Source organism: Sphingomonas sp. Marseille-Q8236, from assembly GCF_965112005.1.
On record NZ_CBCOPO010000002.1, the window covers coordinates 703,693 to 724,924 of the forward strand.

Below are 21,232 nucleotides of genomic sequence, written 5' to 3' on the forward strand. Positions count from 1 at the left end.
TGATGGCGGCCGACGGGCGAGGGGAACCGTTCATCGCCCGCCCATATGGCAAGATGGTGGTCGCGAACACCTGTCGTCGCAAGGGGTAGGACGTTGCCGGATCAATCCGCCGGATAGATGCTCCCGCCCGGCAGGCGCAGGCGAAAGGTCGCGGGCACCGTTGCCAGCAGATCGAGCGTGCCGCCATGCCCCTGTGCGATTTGCCGGGCGAGGGTCAGCCCGATGCCGGTTCCGGTCGACTTGGTGGTCGCAAAGGGGCGGAAGATCACGCTGGCCTGTTCCGGCGCTATGCCCGGGCCGTTATCGCTGACGTCGATGGTCAGTGCGCCTTCGCGACAGTCGCCCGCGATCGTCATATGGGGCTTTGCGATGCCTGCCGCGTCGGTCGCCTCGACCGCGTTCTGCAACAGCGCCCAGATCGCCTGGTTGAGCTGGTCGCGATCGACGGCGGCATGCAGGCCCGGCGGCAGCGCGATCGCGAGGACGGCGTCGGGCCAGCGGCTGGCGAACAACCGCGCCAGGTCGTCGATCAACTCGTTGATGCATATCGGCTGTTTCAGCGGCGGGGGCAGGCGGGCGAGCGATCGATAGGCCTGGGTGAAGCGTTGCAAACCCTCCGCCCGGCGAGCGAGGGTCGTCAGGATTTCGGGTAACAGCGTCGGGTCGCTGTCCATCGTCTCCACCGCAGCGATCCCGCACTCCGCCAGCGAGACGATGGGGACAAGGCCGTTGAGCATCTCATGGCCCAGCACCTGGATCATCTCCGCGCTGGCCCTTGCCTCGGCGGTCTGCTCCTCGCTCTCCACGTCGATCAGCGCGACGACCGATTGCGTGCCGACATCGACACGGTCGGCGCGCCACGCACGACCGGCGTGACGAAGGTGCGAGGCTTGCCCGTCCAGAAGCGCGCCGGGGGGCGGGAGAACCCGGTCATCCGTATCGAACAGGCGTCGGGCGGCTCGGTTGAGGGCCCGCACCGCCGCGCCGTCGATCGACAGGAGCGGCGTGGGGGAAGCATCGAGCAGCATCCGGTGAACCGCCCCCTCTCGCTCGTCCACGATCATGGGGGCGGGGGGCACGACCATGGGACGTCGCACCCTCGACAGGTTCAACAGCAGCAACCAGCCCAGGGTCAGCGCCCCGCCGGTCATCGCCAGCCACAGGCCATGGGCCCAGGCCAGTGCGATGACGGCTCCGGCGATCGCGAGCAACAGGCCGATCCCGACCGAAGACCGCTCGGCCCTAGAGCCCATGTTGCGCCATACGCCGGTACAGGGTGCCCCGACTGATCCCCAATGCGGCGGCGGCGCGCGAGACATTGTGACGATGCTCCTTCAGCGCGGCGACGATCATCAGCTTTTCCGCATCGTCCAGACGGAAGGGCGCGGCGCCCCCCGGTTCGGCGGTGGCCGAGGCGGTCATCGCGGGTCGGATCGCCGCGGCGTCCACCATCCCGTCATCGGACAGCAACACCGCCCGTTCGATCGCCGCGGCCAGACCGCGCACCTCGTCGGGCCAGTCGGTCGCGGTGACGATCGCCTCGGCGGCGGGCGTCAACCGGGCGGCGGCACGACCATAGCTTTCCCCAGCGATTTGCGCGAAGTGCCGGGCGAGGATCACCGCATCCTCGCGTCGTGCGGATAGCGGTGGCACCGCGATCTCCAGGGTGCACAGGCGCCGGCGCAGTGCGGGCGACAGCGATGCTACGTCGTCCGCCACGCTGATACAGCGCAACCCCGGCAACAGCCGATCGAGCAGGCGCGCCTGCGCCACCATATCGAGCCGATCGGGATGCCGCAGAAACACGGTGCCGTGCGCATCGTCGAGCAACCGCCACTGCTCCCCGTCGCGCAGATCGATGCGAACCGGCGGCATCGCGGCATCACCCGATGCAGCATGGACCGCCATCGCCGCCAGCGTCCGGCCCGATCCCGACCGTCCGGTGACGCAGATATTGGCGACGGTCGGGCCGACCCGGTGGATCATCGCCCGTACCGCGTTGATCGCGGGCGAGTCGCCCAACAGGATATTGCCGCCGCCACTGCCACCGGCGCGGGGTGGAGACATCCTTCCCCCGGCCGAGCGCTGGCCGATGACGGCAGCGCATTTGGCGAGGAGATCGTCCTTACGCCACGGCTTCATCAGGAAGTCGCGCGCACCCGCCTGCATCGCTGCGACGGCGATGCGGATGCCGCTATGTGCGGTGATGACGATGATACGGGCCCCCGGATCGTCCGCCATGATCCGCGCGATACAGGCCAGTCCTTCCTCGCCGTTGGAACGGCCGGCGGTGAAGTTCATATCGAGCAGGATCGCGTCATAGCGCCGCCGCGCGAGCCGCGAATAAGCCTCATCAGGGCCGCTTGCAATGTCGATCTGGTGTCCGGCCAGCCGAAACAGGATATCCGTGGTCCTCGCGACGACCGGATCGTCCTCGATCAACAGGATATTCCACGCGCTTGACACGTCCGCCAACTGTCCATCGGCGGACATATTGTTCGAACCTGCTCCGCCGTCCGGACGGTCCGTTGAATATAAGTCTTTAATCATAACGCGTTGGTATTTCCACCGCTGGACAGGGACAGTCGGACCATGATGACTGAACAGGCGATCCGCGCAAGTGCCGCCTAACCGATATGGGTCTCCGCATATTGGCAGCACTCAGCGCGCGACCGAAGAAGGAAGACGCCCCGCATGAACAGCTTTGCGCTTCTGTCGCTCTATCGTTCGCTGACCCGCCACAAACTCTATGCTGCGCTCAACATCGGCGGTCTCGCGCTGGGGATCGCGGTGTTCCTGGTGCTGGGCCTCTATGTTCGGTTCGAGACGAGTTTTGAGCGATGGGTGCCGCATCATGACCAAATCTACCTGATCCAGACCGAAATCCATTTGCCGGGCAGCCCGTTCAACGGTGCCTATCCCGGTACCATGGCGGGGATGCTCGAACAGATGCGGGGCGATTTTCCCTCGCTGGTCGGCACGCGCATACGTGGTGGAAAGCGGGGGGGCAGCATCGTACGGCAGGGCGAGGCGATCTCTGCCGATGTGGCGCAGGTTGATCCGTCCTTTTTCGACGTCTTCGACCTTCCTATGGTGCGGGGCGAGGGTCGGCGAGCACTAGCCGATCCATCCGGTGCGCTGCTGAGCCGCAGCGAGGCACAAAGACTGTTCGGCGATGCCGATCCGATCGGACAGACGTTGACCATTGCCGTCGATGCCCCCGAAACCTATCGCGTTGCTGGCATTTTCGAGGATTTGCCCGCAAATAGTGATCTACATATCTCCATCCTGATCCCGGTCCCGCGCAGGCCGCCGCCGGCGCAATGGGCCTGGTACAAATGGGGCATGGTCGATGTGGCAACCTTCCTGCGCTTTCCCGACGACCAAAGCGCCAAGGCCTTTGCGGCAGAAATTCCCGCATTCATCCGCCGTCATGCCGGGCAGGATCTGGGTCCCGAGCCCGCAAAGGTGCTTTCCCTGCCGCTGCTTCCCATCAGGCAGGTGCATTTGCAGCCGCCGGGCGGGGCGGAGGTCGGCGCGCGCGCCCTTACGGTGGTGACATTGGGACTTGTGGGTATCCTGACTCTGCTGATCGCGATCATCAATTACGTGAACCTTGCGACCGCACAGGCGGGGCGGCGTGCGCGCGAGGTAGCGATGCGCAAAGTGCTGGGTGCGCATCGGGCCATGCTGTTCCGCCAGTTCATGGGTGAGGCGGTGTCGATGGTGGCGGTAGCCGCGCTGATTGGCATGATCCTGACGGAAGTCAGCCTGCCGATGATCAATGCAGCGGGCGGATTGTCGCTGACTTTTCCCTACGCGCTTGCACTGCCGATTTTGGTGGCGCTGGTGGTGATCGTTGGAGGATTGGCGGGCTTTTATCCGGCCATTCTGCTGTCCCGCTTTCCCGCCGCCGCCGTTCTGGCATCGGCACGGGCTCCGGGAGGGGGGCGGGCAGGCACCCGCAGTCGAGAGATTCTGGTAGTGATCCAGTTCGGGGTGGCGATCGCTTTCATGATCGCCACGACCGTGCTGATTGCGCAGACGATCCATGTCCGGCGATCCGATCTGGGTTTCCGGCGCGAGGGGCTGATGATCCTGCCGTCTATGGCGGACAAGCGTATGTTCCCCGATCAGACGCGCCCCATCCTGGCAGCACTTCGTCGCCTGCCGGGGGTCGTCTCGGTCGGCTCTGGCTCTGCGGGGCCGGGGGATGGCGACAGCAATCTGGATGTGATCGACCTGCCGGGCCGACCCGGCCTGACGGTCAGCAACATGATCGTCGGGCCGGATTTCTTTCGCAGCTATGCGCCGAAGTTGCTGGCCGGGCGGGTCTTCGACGAAGCGCATGGCGGTGACGACGCCAGCGACTGGACGAAGTGGAAGGATGGTCGCAATGTTGTCATCAATCGTCCGGCAATCTCCGCGCTCGGCTTTCGCAGCCCGGCCGAGGCCGTCGGCAAGACAGTCGGCCGAACCAATCCGCGCACGATCATCGGCGTGATCGATCGGCTGCGTTTCTCTTCACCGCGCACGCCCGATGCCGTGACGCTGTATCAGTATAATCGCGATGTTCCGCCTTCGGCGATCGGCGTGATCCGCTATACGGGCAGCCCCTTGGACATACGGAATGCGGTGCATGCGACATGGCTCCGCATGGCTCCGCAGATTCCATTCGTCGCGCTGACCGCCGATCAGCGGCTGGCTCAATATTACGAGGCTGATGACCAGGCTGCCCGTTTGTTCGGCATCGGCGCGGCCATGGCGCTGCTGATTGCCTGTTTTGGGTTGTGGGGTCTCGCTTCCTTCAACACAGCGCGGCGGGTCAAGGAGATCGGGATTCGCAAGACGCTTGGCGCATCGTCTGCGGACATCGTGCGCCTGTTGGTCCACCAATTCCTGCGCCCGATCCTGATAGCCAATCTGCTCGCCTGGCCGCTGGCCTATGGGGCGATGCGAACATGGCTGGCCGGGTTCGGGGATGCCGTCACCTTGTCACCGCTCTATTTCATCGGGGCGAGTGGAGTGGCGATCTTCATCGCGGTCCTGACCATACTGAGCCAGGCCCTGCGCGCCAGCCGAGCCACCCCGGCCTGGGCGCTGCGTCACGACTAGCGGGATCGATCACCCCCGGGCCGGGCCATAGCCGCCGCCCCCCGGGGTCTCGATCACGATCCGGTCACCCGGTTTAAGTTCGACCTGATCGGTCCCCGTCATCGGCTCGCGGCGGCCATCGGCGCGTTCGACATGCTGGGTGCCAGCCGCGCCGTCTCCGCCGCCCTCAAGGCCGAAGGGCGCGATGGTGCGGCGCGAGGCGACGAGCGTGGCGGTCATCGGCTCCAGTGCGGTGATCGCCCGGATCGCGCCGTCGCCACCACGATGTCGCCCGTCGCCCCCCGATCCGCGCCGGATGGCGAAGCGGTCGAGCCGGACGGGATAGCGGAGTTCCAATATCTCGGGATCGGTGATCCGCGTGTTGGTCATATGCGTATGCACGGCACAGGCACCGTCGAAATCGGGCCCGGCGCCGGCGCCGCCGCAAATGGTCTCGTAATATTGGTGGCGGGCATTGCCGAACAGGAAGTTGTTCATCGTCCCTTGCGCAGCGGCGGACGCGCCCAGAGCCCCCAATAATGCGTTGCAGGCTGCCTGGCTGACCTCTGTATTGCCCGCGACGACCGCACTGCCGGGCGGTGGCGACAGGAACGACCCGTCGGGAATGACGATCGTCAGCGGTGCGAGGCAGCCTTCGTTGAGCGGCAGATCCGTCCCTACCAGACAACGAAAGGCATAGAGCACCACCGCGCGCGTGACGGCGGGCGGCGCGTTGAAATTGCCCGTGCTGGCGGGACCGGTGCCGGTGAAGTCGATCGTGGCGGCCCGCGCGGAGTGGTCGATACGGACCTTCACCTTCAACGGCGTGCCGTCGTCCATCGCATAGTCGAACGCCCCGTCCCGCAGACGGCTCAACACTTGGCGAATGCTCTCCTCGGCGTGCGCCATGACATGGCCCATATAGGCGTGGACAATGGGCCAGCCCTGCGTCGCGACCATGGCGTTCAACTCCGCAATGCCGGTGGCGTTGGCGGCGAGCTGTGCCTTGATGTCGGCGACATTGGTATCCGGGCTGCGTGCCGGATAGCGGGCCTGGTCGAGCAGGTCGCGGAACGCCTGCTCCCGCAATTCGCCGCCATCGACCAGCAGGAAGTCGTCGATGACCACCCCCTCGTCCTCCAGCGTCCGGGAATGGGGCGGGGTCGATCCCGGCGTCAACCCGCCGATATCGGCGTGATGGCCGCGATTGGCCACGAAGAAGCGAATGGTGCCGTCTTCGCCGAAGACCGGCGATATGACGGTGACGTCGGGAAGATGGGTGCCGCCGTTGAACGGATTGTTGAGCGCCACCGCATCGCCGGGCTTGAGCGTCGCACCGCGACTGGCGAGCACCGCGCGCACGCTCTCGCCCATCGCGCCTAGATGGACGGGCACATGTGGGGCATTGGCGATCAGCCGGCCCGAGGCGTCGAACAGCGCACAGGAAAAGTCCAGCCGCTCCTTCATATTGACGCTGACCGAGGTGTTGCGGAGGACGACCCCCATCCGCTCGGCAATGCCCATGAACTGTGTGTTGAACAGCTCCAGCCGAACCGGATCGACGATCGCCGGATCGGACGCGGTCCGGGCGGTTGCGCGGTCATGGGTCAGCAACAATTCCCCGCCCGAGCCGACTTCGAGCGTCCAGTCCGGCTCCACCATGGTCGTCGCGATCGCCTCGCGGATCAGCGCGGGGCCGGTGATGCGGTCGCCGGACCGCAGCTGCGTGCGATCATGGATCGGGGTTTCGTGCTCGGCCCCGCCGGTCCAGACCTTCGCCACGGCAAGCGGGGCAGTCATCGGCCCCTCGCGAGGCGGCAGCGGCGGCGGCGAGACGGGCTCGCCGGGCAGGATCGCCTCGACCACCAGCGTTTCGATCATGATGGCGCGATCGGGACTGATGAAGCCGAATCGCGCGCGGTGCGCCGCCTCGAAGGCGGTGCGCATCGTCGCTGGATCGGCCAGGTCGACGCCCAACGCGGTATCGGTGCCCGCATAGCGCAGATTGGCGGTGGCGACCCGCCGTGCGTCCGCGCCGACCTCCGCGGCGGCTGCGTCTCCCAGTTCAGCGGCGACCGCGTCCAGGGGTTCTCCCAAGGGTCGCTCGACCGACCGCTGTCGGATCGCGACCCGGTCGGCCAAGCCCATCCCATAAGCCGAGAGTACGCCCGCCAATGGATGGATCAGCACCCGGCTCATCCCCAGCAGTTCGGCGACGCGACAGGCATGCTGGCCGCCCGCCCCCCCGAAACATTGCAAGGCGAAGCTGGCGACGTCCTCACCCCGCTCCAGCGCGACGCGTTTGATTGCCGCCGCCATATGCGCGACGGCCACCTCCAAAAAGCCCTCGGCCACCCGGCGCGGATCGTCCATGCCGGTCGCGACGGCCAACTCGCTGAAGCCGCGTGCCGATGCCTCGGGATCGAGGCGCTGATCGCCGTTTGGCCCGAACACGGCGGGGAAGTGATCGGGCTGGATCTTGCCGACCAGAACATTGGCATCGGTGACGGTCAGGGGGCCACCGCGCCGGTAACAGGCAGGGCCGGGATTGGCGCCGGCGCTGTCGGGGCCTACCCGAAAGCGGGCGCCGTCATAATGGAGGATCGACCCGCCCCCCGCCGCGACCGTCTCGATCGCCATCATCGGCACGCGCATCTCCACCCCGGCGATTTCGGCATCCAGCACCCGCTCGAACCGTCCGGCATAGAGCGCGACATCGGTCGAGGTGCCGCCCATGTCGAACCCGATCACCCGCTCGATCCCGGCGGCTTCCGCCGTTCGCGCCGCTGCCACCACGCCCCCCGCCGGGCCGGACAGGATCGCGTCCTTGCCCTGAAACACCGATGCCTCGGCCAGTCCGCCGTTCGACTGCATGAAGTGCAGCGGCACGCCGTCCAGCGCGTTCGCGACCCGGTCGACATAGCGGCGCAGGACGGGCGACAAATAGGCATCGACCACGCTCGTCCGCCCGCGTGCCACCAGACCGATCAGCGGACTGACCGCATGGCTGGCCGAAACCTGCGCAAAGCCGGCGGCACGGGCGAGGGCGGCCACGCGTTGCTCGGTGGCAGGGTGGGCCCAGGCATGGGTGAGGGCGATGGCGACCGCATCATAGCCTTCATCATGCCTGGCGGCGAGCAGCGCGGCGACCTCCGCTTCGTCCAACGGCGTCACCGTCCGGCCGTCCCGGTCGATCCGGCCGCCAATTTCGATCACGCCATCATAAAGCGGCCGGGGCAGGCGGATGGCCAGATCGAACAGACGCGGGCGCGCCTGGTTGCCGATGGCGAGCAGGTCGGCAAAGCCCCGATCGACCACGAGCAGCGTGCGCGTCCCCTTGCGTTCCAGCAGGGCGTTGGTCGCGACGGTGGTGCCCATCTTGACCTCCGCGACGGAATGGGCGGGCAAGGGGGCGTCATCGGATAGGCCGAGGAGTTGGCGGATGCCCGCCACGGCGGCGTCGGCATAGCGTTCCGGGTTTTCGCTGAGCAGCTTGGCGGTGGTCAGCGTCCCGTCCGGCGCACGCGCGACGATGTCGGTGAAGGTCCCCCCACGATCGACCCAGAACGACCAGCGCGCCATCCGCCAACACCTTGTGTCTAAATTATCGATGAATCGTATGTATCATATTGACAGTGGGATGCGCTACCGCGATCCTCCCCAGCATCAAGGAGGGCCGTATGACGACTGGCAGGCGCGCGATCGTTTCCTCGGCGCATCTCGCCGACGGCTCGGCACCGGCGCTGTCGGAACTGGAGTTCAGCCTGACCCTGGCGGCGGCGGCCTATCAGCGCTGGATGACGCGCTGTGCCGCCGCGACCGGATTGTCGCTGACCCCGATCGAGGTCCTGATCCTCCACACCGTCCGCCATCGCGACCGGCCCAAACGGATCGCGGACATCGCCCTGGTCCTCGACATAGAGGACACGCATCTCGTCACCTATGCCGTGCGCAAGCTGGAAAAGGCAGGGCTGATCGCGACGCGGCGGGAGGGCAAGGAAAAGCTGCTCGTCGCGACCGAGGCGGGGCGAGAATTCTGCGCGGGCTATCGCGACATTCGCGAGCGTATCTTGTCCAAGGCGGTCGAGGCCGATGGCCCCGATGCGGCCGCCCTGTCGGAGGCCGCCGATCTGCTGCGGCGCCTGTCGGGCCAGTATAACCAGGCGGCCCGCGCCGCCGCGACGCTGTAGGACGCGCCGCCATGCTGGTCCTGTCGGGTATCGCGATCATCATCATCGGTTTTGCGCTGGGCGTGAACCCCTTGCTGGTCGTCACCGTCGCGGCTTTTGCCAGCGCGGCGGCGGCGGGTTTCGGTCCGGTCGAGGTAATCGCGATGATCGGCAAGGCGTTCGTGTCGAGCCGCTTCATGGCGGTCGCCTGGCTCGCGCTGCCGACGATCGGGCTGCTTGAGCGCGCAGGGCTGCGGGAGCGGGCTCGCGACATCGTGCGAAGGCTGCGCGGGGCGACGACCGGGCGCGTGCTGATCGGCTATTTCATGCTGCGCCAGATCACCGCCGCGCTGGGCCTGACCTCGCTGGGCGGACATGTGCAGATGGTGCGGCCGATCATCGCGCCGATGGCGGAAGGGGCGGAGGAACGCGATGGAACTTTGCTCGACCCCGATACCCGCGACCATATCCGTGCCCATGCCGCCGCGGTCGACAATATCGGCGTGTTCTTCGGCGAGGATGTGTTCATCGCGATCGGATCCATCCTGCTAATCCGCGCCATCCTGGAGCAGGAGGGGATCGTCGTCGCGCCGCTACACGTCGCGCTATGGGCGATCCCGAGCGCGATCGCGGCGCTGCTGATCCATGGTGTCCGCCTGTTGTTGCTCGACCGGCGTCTGAAGGCGCGGCGCGGATGATAGGGCTCGACGCGTTGGGCATTGCGGCGGCGACGCTGCCTGCGACGGTGGCGATCCATCATATGATGGATCGGGGCGAGGCGACCCGGTGGCGCAATGCCGGTTTCTGGGGGCTGTTCGCGATCCTGCTGGGGGCGGGGCCCTGGCTGCCCGACCTGTTGAACGGGTGCTTCGTGCTGGTCATGGTCGGTCTCGCGACCTGGGGGCTGCGTCCATCCCCCGTGGCCGCGAAAGGAGCGGCGGCGCCGGTTCGTTCGGGCCTGTGGCTGTTCGCGCCCGCCCTGGCCTTGCCGTTCGTGACCCTGGCGGGGACGCTGTCGATCCCGGATGGTCGGATTGCTGGGTTCGCACTGATCGATCCGAAACAAGTATCTCTGGTGGCTCTGGCGGTCGGTGCACTGGTCGCACTGATCCTTGCCATCCGGCTGACCAGGCCAACTGCCTCTGCGCCGGCGACAGAGGCGCGGAGGCTGTCGGATGCGGTCGGCTGGGCCATGGTCCTGCCGCAGATGCTGGCGGCGCTGGGCGGCGTGTTCGCCGTGGCCGGGGTCGGCAAGGTCGTGGCCGACGGCGTGACCAGCGTGGTCGCGCTCGACACGCCGATGGCCGCGACCCTCGCCTATTGCGTAGGCATGGCGCTGTTCACCATGGTGATGGGCAACGCCTTTGCCGCCTTCCCGATCATGACCGCCGGGATCGGGTTGCCGATCGTCATCCAGCGATTCGGGGGCGATCCCGCCGCCGTTGCGGCTTTGGGCATGTTGTCGGGATTTTGCGGGACGTTGATGACGCCGATGGCGGCGAACTTCAACATCGTGCCCGCCGCGATCCTAGAACTGCGTGATCGGTTCGGAGTGATCCGGGTGCAATGGCCGACCGCGCTCCTGCTGCTGGTCTTCAATATCGCGGTGCTGGCCGCCTGCGGCTTTGCTGGAAGGATGACATGACCCCCGAACTCGCCGCCCGCTTCGCACGCATCGCGCTAGGCCATGTGACGCGCGATTATCCGCACAAGGCGGATCACGTCTATGTCGGCGATGACGACCGCTATATCCCGCGTCTCGTCCATCCCATCTTCTATGGCAGCTTCGACTGGCATAGCTGCGTCCATGGATATTGGCTGCTGGCGCGTATCCGCCGCCTGTATCCCGCCATCGCCGAAATCGCAGCGATCGACGCGTTGTTCGCCGAGGCCTTCACCGCCGAGAAGGTGGGCGCCGAGCGCGCCTATCTCGACCGACCGGATGCGCGTGGGTTCGAGCGGCCTTATGGCTGGGCGTGGTTGCTGATGCTGGCGAGCGAACTGACGGTCTCGGACAGTCCCTATGCTCCGACGCTTCGCCCGCTGGCCGAAGCCTTTGCCGCCCGCTGGCGCGACTATCTGCCGATGCTCACCTATCCGGTACGCGTCGGGACCCATGCCAATACCGCCTTTGCGCTGGTCCTGATCGACCGTTATGCGCGGGTCACGGGGGACGAGGCACTTCGCAGTCTGATGACCGAGCGCGCCAGGGCGTGGTTCGGCCGGGATCGTGCCGCCCAGGCCTGGGAGCCCAGCGGTCAGGACTTCCTGTCGCCCGTGCTGATCGAGGCGTTCGCGATGCGCGCCCTGCTGCCTCGACAGGAATTCGCCTCATGGTTCGCCGCCTTTCTACCCGATCTGGGTGAAGGGCAGCCCGAGGCGCTGTTCACCCCGGCGCGGGTCAGCGATCGCAGCGATGGGCAGATCGCGCATCTCGACGGCCTGAACCTCAGCCGGGCCTGGACGATGCGTGGCCTTGCGCCGGAGTTGCCCGAGCCCGCGGCCGGACTGCTCAAGGACAGCGCCGCCCGCCATATCGATGCCGCGCTTCATGCGGTGGCAGGCGACTATATGGGTGAGCACTGGCTGGCCAGCTTCGCCACGCTAGCCATGACGGGGCTCGACTAGGGCCTTTAGCGACGCGGGCGCGGCCCTTACGGAAAACCGCCCCCGCCATGCGCACCGACGGCGGTGCCGGTCGAATAGGTGGTTTCGCCTGACGCCAGCGCGACATATAGCGCCGCCAGTTCGGCGGGCTGCCCGGCACGCCCCAGTGGCGTATCCTGACCGAATTCGTGCATCTTGCCGGGAAGCTGTCCCCCCGCGACCTGCAGCGGGGTCCAGATCGGACCGGGCGAAACCGCGTTGACCCTGATGCCCTTCTTGGCGAGCTGCTTGGCCATGCCGCGCGTCAAATTCTGGATCGCCGCCTTGGTCGAGGCATAGTCGATCAGATCTTCGCCGGGGTCATAGGAGTTTTGCGAGATCGTGTTGATGATCACCGACCCAGGCGGCATCGCGGGGATCGCCGCCTTGGAAAAACGGAATACGTGGAACACGTTGGTTTCGTAGGTGCGGACGAATTGTTCGTCGCTGATCTCGGAAATATCGGCCTTGGACTGCTGATAGGCCGCGTTGTTGACCAGCAGGTCGAGGCCGCCAAGCTGCGCGATCGCCTTGCGTACCGTATCCTCGCACGCCTTTTGGCTGCGAATGTCGGCGGGCAGCAGCACCGCCTTTCGTCCGGCCTGACGGATCAGGTCGGCGACTTCACGGGCGTCGGGCTCCTCGCTGGGGTGATAGTTGATCGCGACGTCGGCCCCTTCGCGCGCGAAGGCAATGGCGGCGGCGCGGCCGATCCCGCTGTCGCCGCCGGTCAGCAACGCCTTGCGCCCGACCAGCTTGTTCGACCCGCGATAGCTCGTTTCGCCATGATCGGGCCGTGGCGTCATCTTGCTGGCAAGCGCGGGCCAGGGCTGACGCTGTTCGGGGAAGGGGGTGCGCGTATAGACGTTGCGCGGATCGCGCAGGCTGGGTGCAGGCGTTTGTGCCCCGGTGGACCCTTGCGCCAGGGCCACGCCCGGACCGGTGGCCGCCGCAAGACCCAGAGCCGCACCGCCCAACAGGCCGCGGCGGGAGGTTTCCATGTCGCTCATATCATGACCCCTGTTCACAGCGTTGTCGTCAGGCGGCGACTTCGCCCTCTTCGCCGCCATCCCAATAGCGAATGCGCTCGGCATGAACCTGGATCATCACCACGTCGGGCGTGTCGATTCCGTCGGGAAAGTAACGGTCCAGATCCTTGGTCCAATGTTCCTCGAACCGGGCGCGATCCTGGATCAGCGTCGCCCGGCCCTCGATCGCGATGAACAGCGGCGGGCCACCGAGCATTCCGGCCGCGCCGGTATAGCTCAACGACACCTCCGGCTGGGCACGGATTTCGGCGACTTTTCGCGAACTGCCATAAGCGAAGAAATAGCTGTCGCCGTCATAGCCGACATCGCCGTTGTTGCTCATCGGACGCGCCGTCATCGTCCCGGTGGAAGAGGTTGTCCCGAGCATTGCGAAGTCGAGCTTCGCCATCTTCTTCGACAGGTCCGAAAGCGTCCACTGCGCCATATGCTTGCTCTCCCGGTGGGGCGGCAGGACTGGCACTGTGCCAAATCGCTGATTTCCCGATAAAAGTGCAACGGGCGGGATCGGCTATGGTTCATTTGCCATGTGGCGGAGGAACCGGCGCCGCGGCCTGCCGTTTGCGCGTCATGGCAGACGGCCCGAGCAGCATCGGAGACATTCTCTCCACCTTGGACGACCTGGCGGACCAGCATGACCGCGTGTCGCTGGGCGACGTGATCGAGGCGTTCGGCAATCGCTCCTTCGGGCCGTTCCTGCTGCTCCCCGCGCTGATCGACATATCGCCCGTGGGGTCGATCCCCGGACTGCCGACCGTTCTCGCGGTGGTCATCATCCTCGTCGCGGTGCAATTGGCACTTGGGCGCAAACACCTGTGGCTTCCGGATTTTCTCATGCGCCGCTCGGTTGGCAGCGATAAGGTTCGCAAGGCGGTGAAGAAGGCTGAGAAACCGGCTGCCTGGGCGGACCGGTGGTTCCACGGCCGCCTGCCCGCGCTGACCCATGGCGCCTTTCCGCGCATCGCCGCCATCGCCTGCATCATATTAGCGTTCACCGTGCCGCCACTGGAGCTACTGCCGCTGGCCACCACCGCTCCGATGGCGGCGATCGCGACCTTCGGCCTTGCCCTGATGGTGCGCGACGGACTGGTGATGATCGTCGCCCTGGCACTTGCCGTGGGCGCAGTGGCGGTGGGGATAGGGCTCGCGATCAGCAAATTATAGCGGCGTGTTTCGAGTAACCGGGTGGGAGCCGCGCCGAACCGGGACAAAGCGGGGAACGGGCCGGCGCGCCCTTCGTCCTCTTCCCGAACGGACTGAGGAACGACCGACATGACCACGCAAAGCAGCGACTTTTTTGTCGAACGGCTCAAGGCATGGGGCGTGACGCGCATCTATGGCTATTCGGGCGACGGCATCAACGGCGTGTTGGGCGCGCTTCAACGGGCCGAGCGGGCCGGGGAGGGGATCGATTTCATTCAGGTTCGCCATGAAGAAATGGCGGCCTTCATGGCAGTCGCCCATGCCAAATTCACGGGCGAGATGGGCGTCTGCCTGTCCACCGGCGGACCAGGGGCGACGCATCTCATCACCGGGCTTTACGATGCCAAGCTGGACCATATGCCCGTGCTCGCGATCGTGGGACAGGCCGAAGCGACGGTGCGGGGCGCCAGCTATCAGCAGGAGCTGAACCTCGACCGGATGTTCGCAGACGTGTCGGACTTCGTTCAGGAGGCGGCGGCCCCGGCACAGATCCGCCATCTGGTCGATCGCGGCGTCCGCATTGCCAAGGCGCGCAACGGCGTGACGACGTTGATCCTGCCGAAGGACGTTCAGGACGAACCATGGGAGGAACCCGCCCGTGCGCATGGTTTCACTCGCTCCGGCCCCGGCTATTCCCGTCCGCGCGTCATTCCGCACGAACGGGATCTGGCCGCTGCGGCGAGCATATTGAACGAAGGCAAGAAGGTCGCGATCCTGATCGGCGCGGGCGCACGGGACGCGGCGGACGAGGTCGTCGCCATCGCCGATCTGCTGGGCGGTGGTGTGGCGAAGGCGTTGCTGGGGAAGGACGTCTTGCCCGACGACCTGCCATTCGTGACCGGTGCCATCGGCCTGCTGGGCACCAAGCCATCATCGGACATGATGGACGATTGCGACACGCTGCTGATGATCGGCACCGGCTTTCCCTGGGCCGAGTATCTGCCGAAGGACGGACAGGCCCGGGCGGTTCAGATCGACATCGATCCGGCCATGCTGGGCCTACGCTACCCGGTCGAGGTCAACCTGCACGGCGATGCGGCGGAAACGCTGCGCGCGCTGATCCCGCTCGTCACCCGGAAGTCCGAGCGCGACTGGCAGGATCAGATCATGGTCGGGGTACGCGACTGGTATGATACGATCGATGCGCGGGCACAGGCCACCGCCAATCCCGTCAATCCGCAGCGGGTCGTGTGGGAGATGTCGCCACGCCTGCCCGATAACGCCATCGTCACCTCGGACTCCGGTTCCTGCGCCAACTGGTATGCGCGCGATTACCGGGTGAAGAAGGGGCAGCGATCGTCGCTATCGGGCGGGCTGGCCTCGATGGGGGCGGCGGTTCCCTATGCGATCGCCGCGAAGTTCGCGCATCCCGATCGCCCGGTGGTCGCATTGGTCGGTGATGGTGCGATGCAGATGAACAATCTGGCGGAAATGATCACCGTTCAAAAATATTGGCAACGCTGGTCCGATCCCCGGCTCATCGTCTGCGTCTTCAACAATCGCGACCTCAACGAGGTGACGTGGGAGCAGCGGATCATGGAGGGCAATCCGCGTTTCGAGGCGACGCAGGACCTGCCCGATGTGCCCTATGCCAAGTTCGCCGAACTGATCGGCCTGACCGGCATCTTCGTGGACGATCCCGAACAGCTTGGGGCGGCATGGGACAGGGCGCTTGCGGCGGATCGGCCGGTGATCCTGGAGGTCAGGACCGATCCGGACGTCGCCCCCTTGCCCCCGCATATCACGCTGGAGCAGGCCAAGGCGTTCATGTCCTTTGCGGCAAAGGGCGATCCCGGCACGGGCGGCGTGATCGCGGACACCGCCCGGCAGCTGGTGCGGGAAATCCTTCCCACGCGAAGCTGAAGCCCCACCCCCCATTATCCAGAAGGTGGGGCGGGCACTCACTGGGCGGGTGCCGGCTGTTTCGGCTTGACGTAGCGGTCGAGCCAGTCGGTCATTTGCCACAATGTCTCTTCGGTCGACTCCAGTGCACGATAGCCATGGGGCTCGTTGGGCAGGACGACATAGCGGACCGTCGCGCCATTGCCCTTCAGCGCCGCGTACATGCGCTCGGACTGGATCGGGAAGGTGCCGCTATTGTCGTCGGCCCCGCCATGGATCAGCAGGATCGGCGCCTTGATCCGGTCGGCATAGGTGAAGGGGCTCATTTTCGTATAGGTGTCGGTCGCCTGCCAATAGGTGCGCTGCTCCGCCTGGAAGCCGAAGGGGGTCAGCGTGCGGTTATAGGCCCCGGAGCGCGCGATCCCGGCGCGGAACAGGTCGGTATGCGCCAGCAGATTGGCAGTCATGAACGCGCCATAGCTATGGCCGCCCACCGCCATGCGCGACCGGTCGGCCACGCCCAGCTTGACCACGGCGTCGACGGCGGCCTGCGCATCGTCCTGAAGCTGTTTGACATAGCTATCGTTGGCCTCCGCCCCGCCTTCGCCGATGATCGGCATGGCGGGGTCGTCCAGCACGGCATAGCCCTGGGTCAGCAGGAACAAATGGCTGATCCCACGCGGCCTGACGAAGCGATTGCCCTGGTCCACCGTCTGCCCGGCCACCTTCGCATCGGTATATTCCGCCGGATAGGCCCAGAGCAGCGTCGGCAGCGGTCCGTCACGCTTCGCGTCATAGCCTGCGGGCAGATAGAGCGAGCCCGACAGCGGCAGGCCATCGGCACGGTTATAGGTGATGGTCCGCTGCGTCACGCCCGCGAAGACGGGGGCGGGGTCGGCGAAGCTGGTGATCGGCTTTGCCGAGCGGCCCTTTATGCCGCGGATTAGGTAATTGGGAGGCTGCTTGGCGCTCTCCCGGCGCGTCAGGATACGGCCGGACTTCTCGTCGAGCAGTGCGACGACGCTTTCGTAATAGGGCGCCTTGGCACTCCACAGCCGCTTCTGCTCGCCGCCATCGACGGGCATGCGGGCGAGGAAGGGGAAGGCGCCCGCCTTGGTGGCGCCTTCGCCGGTGACATAGACGCCGTCATGCCCGGGGGTAAAGCGCATCACCGGCTTGCCGGCGGCATTCTCCTCCAGCATCGGGCGGCCGGGATCGCCATATTGATCCTGATAATTGCGGGTCAGAACGGTCCGTGCTTCGCCCGGCCGTCCCGGCGTGACCGCCAGGCGATGTTCGGTACGCGAGCGCCATTCGCGGTCCACGACCAGCGCGAAGCCGTCATCACCCCACCAGGTCGTCGCATAGCGGGCAGGGGTCTTGGCCAGTTCGACCGGTTCGGCGGCGAAGGGCGCGGCCTGCATCATCAGCCTGTCGTGATAGGCGATCTTCACGCGCGGATTGCCGCCGTCCAGCGCTTCGGCCCAGACCAGGGTCGCGGGGGCGTCGGCACGCCATTCGGCCTCGCGCGGGCCCTTGACGGTCGCATCGAAATCGACCGGCAGGTCGTCGGCTAGCGGCCGGTCGACCAGCGTCTTCACCGGCTGGCCGTCAATCGTCGAGACCGCGATCTCGGTAGGGAAGAAGCGGGCGGGCAGCAGATAGGAATAAGGCCGCTTCAATCGTTCGGTCAGCAGGTAGCGGCCATCGGGCGACACGCTGAAATCCGTGATAAGACCCGGCCTGCCGATGGGGTTGGCGGTGCCGTTCAGGTCGATACGGACAAGTTGACCGGTGAAATAATAATCGAACAGCGCCTCGTCATGCGCATCGCACAGCAAATCCTCATAGGTCCGCGCGGCGGAACGGCGACCGCTGCTTTCCTGAACGATGGGGCCGGTCGGGGTCGCGTCGGCGACGGGGGCAGCGCCCCGGTTGGCGACCACGGTGTAGGCGATCAGCGCCTGGCTGTCCGGCGTCCAGACAAAGGGGGTGCCGAATGTCCCGTTCAGCCCGCGCGCGATGGCACGGGCGCTTCCGTCCCGCTCGGCGACCCAGAGGGACAGGCCATCGCTATCCTGTGCATAGAAGGCAAGGCGGCGTCCGTCCGGCGACCAGTCGGGTGCGGCGAAGCGCATAGCCGCTGGCAGCTCGACCGTGACCGTCCGTCCGCTGCCCACTTCCTTGAAGCTCAGCGCGTTCAGCCACTGGACGCGAACCTCGGCCTGGCCGTTGGTCGCGGGGTCGATGCGATAGCCGGCAAGCCGCAGGATGGGCTTGGAGAGATTGGCGATGGAAGGAAGGCTCTCGCGCCCCAGGATCGCGAGCGTCCGATGGTCGGGGCTGACCGCAACGGCGGGGGTGGGCGGCGTTTCCAATGCCTTGGCGATCGCGTCCGGCGCGCGGTGATAGCCCGTGCCCGGCGTCTGGGCATGGGCGGTGGTCGCCAGCAGGGCGGCGACCAGACAGACTCCAACGCGCATTCAATACCCCTTATTCTCAATCTGCGCAGGGGTTTGGCACGTCCGACCTTATCGCCGCAAGGCCGCCGCCAGCGAGATACCGGCCGCGAGCTGGATCAGCCCATAGGCGCGGCGACGTATGGGGTGATCGGCAAAGGGCCGGACCAGCAGGTCCACCGTCCGGACTTCCGAGCGCCACAGATCGACATGGCGTTTCGGCTGAAGCACGCCGAGCACCCCGTCGCCGATCATGAAGACGGCGGCCATTTCCGCTGCACGGCGGACGCCGATCCGCATCGAGTTCATGTCGCTCATGTCGATCCTCCGAAAATAGTCCAACGCGCTCGCCTGATGATTGTCACATGTCGGTAACGCGTTGCGGGCACGGTTCGTCTGTTCGCTTTGGTCAATAAGTCTGACCAAGATAGTCGGCTTTACAGTGCAAACCTTATCCGGCCTTATGCGTAGGTGCCGGGTGGCCGACGGAACGCGTCGTTGCCCGACGGAAATTCAAGGAGTGGACGAATGGCTACCGAAATCGAAGAACGGCAGGGCCCGAACGCCGGAGAATGTCCCGTCGCGCATGGCGGCGGCGGTAACGGTGGCGGCGGAAAGCGCGGTGGTCGCGGTGGCCACGGCAACAAGGATTGGTGGCCCGAGCGGCTGCGCCTGGAAGGGCTGAACCAGCACAATCCCCGCTCCAACCCGCTGGGTCAGACGTTCAACTATGCCGAGGAGTTCGCGAAGCTCGATCTCGACGCGCTGATCGCCGACCTCCATGCGCTGATGACCGACAGCCAGGATTGGTGGCCCGCCGACTTCGGCCATTATGGCGGCCTGTTCATCCGTATGGCGTGGCACTCCGCCGGGACCTATCGCACCACCGACGGTCGCGGCGGCGCGGGCGGCGGGCAGCAGCGCTTCGCCCCGCTCAACAGCTGGCCGGACAATGCCAATCTCGACAAGGCACGCCGCCTGTTGTGGCCGATCAAGCAGAAATATGGCGCCAAGATCAGCTGGGCCGATCTCTACGTCCTGACCGGCAATGTCGCGCTGGAGTCCATGGGTTTGAAGACCTTCGGGTTCGCGGGCGGTCGTGCCGACACCTGGGAGCCGGAAGAGCTTTACTGGGGTCCCGAGGGCAGCTGGCTGGGTGACGAGCGGTATTCGGGCGAGCGTCAGCTTCACCCGGCGCTGGGCGCGGTCCAGATGGGCCTCATCTACGTCAACCCGGAAGGTCCGAACAGCAACCCCGACCCCGTCGCCTCGGCGCGGGACATCCGCGCGACCTTCGCCCGGATGGCGATGAACGATGAAGAGACGGTCGCGCTCAACGCCGGCGGTCACACCTTCGGCAAGACGCACGGCGCGGGCGACCCGTCCTTCGTCGGTCCCGAGCCGGAAGGCGCGGTGATCGAGGACCAGGGGCTTGGTTGGCGTTCGAAGCATGCCAGCGGCCTGGCCGGCGACGCGATCACCTCCGGCCTGGAAGTGACGTGGAGCCAGACGCCGACGCGTTGGTCGAACAACTATTTCCGGAACCTGTTCGAATATGAGGACCAGTTCGAGCTGACCAAGAGCCCGGCGGGCGCCTGGCAGTGGGAGGCCAAGTCCGCCCCCGCCGACGTCCCGCACGCGCATGACCCGTCGAAGAAGCAGCATCCGCGTATGCTCACCTCCGACCTCGCGATGATCAAGGACCCGGAATATCGCAAGATTTCCGAGCGCTTCTACAAGGACCCGGCCTATTTCGCCGAGACCTTCGCGCGCGCCTGGTTCAAGCTGACTCACCGCGACATGGGGCCGGTCGAGGGCTATCTGGGGCCGCTCGTGCCGCAGGAGCCGTTGATCTGGCAGGATCGCGTCGATCCGCTCGACCACCCGGTGGTGGACGAGGCCGACATTGCCGCGCTGAAGGCGAAGATTCTCGACTCCGGCCTGTCGGTCCCGGCGCTGGTCGGTGCGGCCTGGGCCTCGGCCTCGACCTATCGCCGGTCGGACAAGCGCGGTGGTTCCAATGGCGCCCGCGTTCGTCTGGCCCCGCAAAAGGACTGGGAGGTGAACAATCCGGCCCAGCTCGCGGAGGTTCTCGCCAAGCTGGAGGCGATCCAGGGCGAGTTCAACGCCTCGGCCACCGGCGGCAAGAAGGTGTCGATGGCCGACCTGATCGTGCTGGGCGGTTGCGCGGCGGTCGAGAAGGCGGCCAAGGATGGTGGGGTCGAAGTGACCGTGCCCTTCACGCCGGGTCGTATGGATGCCCGCGAAGACCAGACGGATGTCGAATCGTTCGAGGTGCTCGAGCCGATGGCGGACGGCTTCCGCAACTATCGCCAGGGGCCGCAATTCATGGTGCCGGAGGAAGCGCTGGTCGATCGTGCCCAGCTTCTCGACCTCAGCGGACCGGAAATGACGGTGCTGGTCGGTGGTCTGCGCGTGCTGGGCGCGAATGCGCTGGGCGTGACCGAAGGTGTGTTCACCGATCGCGTCGGCACTCTGACGAATGACTTCTTCGTCAATGTGCTCGACATGAGCACCGAGTGGGAGCCGACCGACAACGACAATCTGTTCAACGGTCGCGACCGCCGCACCAAGGAGCATACGAAGACCGCAACCCGTGTCGACCTGATCTTCGGGTCGCATTCGGAACTGCGCGCCTTGGCAGAAGCCTATGCCTGTTCAGACTCTTACGAGCCGTTCGTGCGCGACTTTGTGAAGGCCTGGGACAAGGTGATGAACGCCGGTCGTATGGATATCTGACCGGCCCATATCA

The 21,232-nt window shown here is 66.1% G+C and carries 15 protein-coding genes; 8 read left to right on the forward strand and 7 right to left on the reverse strand.

Annotation, left to right across the window (positions count from 1 at the left end):
- Positions 1-101: 101 nt before the first annotated feature.
- On the reverse strand, positions 102-1,253 hold the full coding sequence (locus ACWPWT_RS15545; protein WP_454280443.1) for a sensor histidine kinase: 1,152 nt from the start codon (positions 1,251-1,253) through the stop codon (positions 102-104).
- Entirely contained in the window at positions 1,243-2,493 is a 1,251-nt protein-coding gene (locus tag ACWPWT_RS15550; RefSeq protein WP_454280444.1) for a sigma-54-dependent transcriptional regulator, read from the reverse strand. Before ACWPWT_RS15550 ends, ACWPWT_RS15545 begins: the two co-directional genes overlap by 11 nt.
- Positions 2,494-2,694: 201 nt before the next feature.
- Here ACWPWT_RS15550 and ACWPWT_RS15555 point away from each other — a divergent pair, with 201 nt between their 5' ends.
- Positions 2,695-5,115, forward strand: a complete 2,421-nt coding sequence (locus ACWPWT_RS15555) for an ABC transporter permease (protein WP_454280445.1) — start codon at positions 2,695-2,697, stop codon at positions 5,113-5,115.
- A 9-nt stretch (positions 5,116-5,124) separates the two neighbouring features.
- Here ACWPWT_RS15555 and ACWPWT_RS15560 read toward each other — a convergent pair whose 3' ends face one another.
- Positions 5,125-8,676, reverse strand: a complete 3,552-nt coding sequence (locus tag ACWPWT_RS15560; protein WP_454280446.1) for a hydantoinase B/oxoprolinase family protein — start codon at positions 8,674-8,676, stop codon at positions 5,125-5,127.
- Between the two features lie 98 nt (positions 8,677-8,774).
- Between ACWPWT_RS15560 and ACWPWT_RS15565 the strand changes: the two genes are divergently transcribed.
- From ACWPWT_RS15565 to ACWPWT_RS15580, 4 genes are read left to right on the forward strand one after another with little or no spacing between them, the layout of a single operon-like run.
- Positions 8,775-9,284: a winged helix DNA-binding protein gene (locus ACWPWT_RS15565; RefSeq protein ID WP_454280447.1), complete on the forward strand. Its 510-nt coding sequence runs from the start codon at positions 8,775-8,777 to the stop codon at positions 9,282-9,284.
- 11 nt (positions 9,285-9,295) lie between these two features.
- Positions 9,296-9,961 (forward strand): DUF969 domain-containing protein, encoded by a 666-nt coding sequence (locus ACWPWT_RS15570; protein ID WP_454280448.1) that lies wholly within the window; start codon positions 9,296-9,298, stop codon positions 9,959-9,961.
- The gene (locus ACWPWT_RS15575) at positions 9,958-10,908 is read left to right on the forward strand and encodes a DUF979 domain-containing protein (RefSeq protein ID WP_454280449.1); all 951 of its coding nucleotides are present in this window, start codon (positions 9,958-9,960) and stop codon (positions 10,906-10,908) included. The genes ACWPWT_RS15570 and ACWPWT_RS15575 overlap by 4 nt, the downstream gene beginning before the upstream one ends.
- Positions 10,905-11,891, forward strand: a complete 987-nt coding sequence (locus ACWPWT_RS15580; protein ID WP_454280450.1) for a DUF2891 domain-containing protein — start codon at positions 10,905-10,907, stop codon at positions 11,889-11,891. The genes ACWPWT_RS15575 and ACWPWT_RS15580 overlap by 4 nt, the downstream gene beginning before the upstream one ends.
- Before the next feature lie 26 nt (positions 11,892-11,917).
- Here the strand turns inward: ACWPWT_RS15580 and ACWPWT_RS15585 are convergent, their stop codons facing one another.
- Both ACWPWT_RS15585 and ACWPWT_RS15590 read right to left on the reverse strand, forming a co-directional pair.
- A complete protein-coding gene (locus tag ACWPWT_RS15585) occupies positions 11,918-12,919 on the reverse strand; it encodes an SDR family oxidoreductase (RefSeq protein ID WP_454280451.1) in 1,002 nt (333 codons plus the stop codon).
- Positions 12,920-12,947: 28 nt separating this feature from the next.
- Positions 12,948-13,382, reverse strand: coding sequence for a pyridoxamine 5'-phosphate oxidase family protein (locus ACWPWT_RS15590; RefSeq protein WP_454280452.1), 435 nt, complete (start codon positions 13,380-13,382; stop codon positions 12,948-12,950).
- Positions 13,383-13,525: 143 nt separating this feature from the next.
- Here ACWPWT_RS15590 and ACWPWT_RS15595 point away from each other — a divergent pair, with 143 nt between their 5' ends.
- On the forward strand, positions 13,526-14,119 hold the full coding sequence (locus ACWPWT_RS15595; RefSeq protein ID WP_454280453.1) for an exopolysaccharide biosynthesis protein: 594 nt from the start codon (positions 13,526-13,528) through the stop codon (positions 14,117-14,119).
- 108 nt (positions 14,120-14,227) lie between these two features.
- A complete protein-coding gene (locus ACWPWT_RS15600; RefSeq protein WP_454280454.1) occupies positions 14,228-16,021 on the forward strand; it encodes a thiamine pyrophosphate-requiring protein in 1,794 nt (597 codons plus the stop codon).
- A gap of 38 nt (positions 16,022-16,059) precedes the next feature.
- Here ACWPWT_RS15600 and ACWPWT_RS15605 read toward each other — a convergent pair whose 3' ends face one another.
- Both ACWPWT_RS15605 and ACWPWT_RS15610 read right to left on the reverse strand, forming a co-directional pair.
- Complete coding sequence (locus tag ACWPWT_RS15605; protein ID WP_454280455.1) at positions 16,060-18,483, reverse strand: S9 family peptidase; 2,424 nt, start codon at positions 18,481-18,483, stop codon at positions 16,060-16,062.
- A 48-nt stretch (positions 18,484-18,531) separates the two neighbouring features.
- Positions 18,532-18,777: a hypothetical protein gene (locus tag ACWPWT_RS15610; protein ID WP_454280456.1), complete on the reverse strand. Its 246-nt coding sequence runs from the start codon at positions 18,775-18,777 to the stop codon at positions 18,532-18,534.
- Positions 18,778-18,987: 210 nt separating this feature from the next.
- Here ACWPWT_RS15610 and katG point away from each other — a divergent pair, with 210 nt between their 5' ends.
- Complete coding sequence (gene katG / locus ACWPWT_RS15615; protein ID WP_454280457.1) at positions 18,988-21,219, forward strand: catalase/peroxidase HPI; 2,232 nt, start codon at positions 18,988-18,990, stop codon at positions 21,217-21,219.
- Positions 21,220-21,232: the final 13 nt, after the last annotated feature.

Excerpts from the sequence above, each read along its gene's own strand:
- ACWPWT_RS15550 (WP_454280444.1), bottom strand. The coding sequence starts at position 2,493 with ATGTCCGCCGATGGACAGTTGGCGGACGTGTCAAGCGCGTGGAATATC.
- ACWPWT_RS15555 (WP_454280445.1), top strand. The coding sequence starts at position 2,695 with ATGAACAGCTTTGCGCTTCTGTCGCTCTATCGTTCGCTGACCCGCCAC.
- katG (WP_454280457.1), top strand. The coding sequence starts at position 18,988 with ATGGCTACCGAAATCGAAGAACGGCAGGGCCCGAACGCCGGAGAATGT.
- ACWPWT_RS15610 (WP_454280456.1), bottom strand. The coding sequence starts at position 18,777 with ATGAGCGACATGAACTCGATGCGGATCGGCGTCCGCCGTGCAGCGGAA.
- ACWPWT_RS15590 (WP_454280452.1), bottom strand. The coding sequence starts at position 13,382 with ATGGCGCAGTGGACGCTTTCGGACCTGTCGAAGAAGATGGCGAAGCTC.
- ACWPWT_RS15570 (WP_454280448.1), top strand. The coding sequence starts at position 9,296 with ATGCTGGTCCTGTCGGGTATCGCGATCATCATCATCGGTTTTGCGCTG.
- ACWPWT_RS15585 (WP_454280451.1), bottom strand. The coding sequence starts at position 12,919 with ATGAGCGACATGGAAACCTCCCGCCGCGGCCTGTTGGGCGGTGCGGCT.
- ACWPWT_RS15605 (WP_454280455.1), bottom strand. The coding sequence starts at position 18,483 with ATGCGCGTTGGAGTCTGTCTGGTCGCCGCCCTGCTGGCGACCACCGCC.
- ACWPWT_RS15575 (WP_454280449.1), top strand. The coding sequence starts at position 9,958 with ATGATAGGGCTCGACGCGTTGGGCATTGCGGCGGCGACGCTGCCTGCG.
- ACWPWT_RS15595 (WP_454280453.1), top strand. The coding sequence starts at position 13,526 with ATGGCAGACGGCCCGAGCAGCATCGGAGACATTCTCTCCACCTTGGAC.
- ACWPWT_RS15600 (WP_454280454.1), top strand. The coding sequence starts at position 14,228 with ATGACCACGCAAAGCAGCGACTTTTTTGTCGAACGGCTCAAGGCATGG.
- ACWPWT_RS15545 (WP_454280443.1), bottom strand. The coding sequence starts at position 1,253 with ATGGGCTCTAGGGCCGAGCGGTCTTCGGTCGGGATCGGCCTGTTGCTC.
- ACWPWT_RS15580 (WP_454280450.1), top strand. The coding sequence starts at position 10,905 with ATGACCCCCGAACTCGCCGCCCGCTTCGCACGCATCGCGCTAGGCCAT.
- ACWPWT_RS15560 (WP_454280446.1), bottom strand. The coding sequence starts at position 8,676 with ATGGCGCGCTGGTCGTTCTGGGTCGATCGTGGGGGGACCTTCACCGAC.
- ACWPWT_RS15565 (WP_454280447.1), top strand. The coding sequence starts at position 8,775 with ATGACGACTGGCAGGCGCGCGATCGTTTCCTCGGCGCATCTCGCCGAC.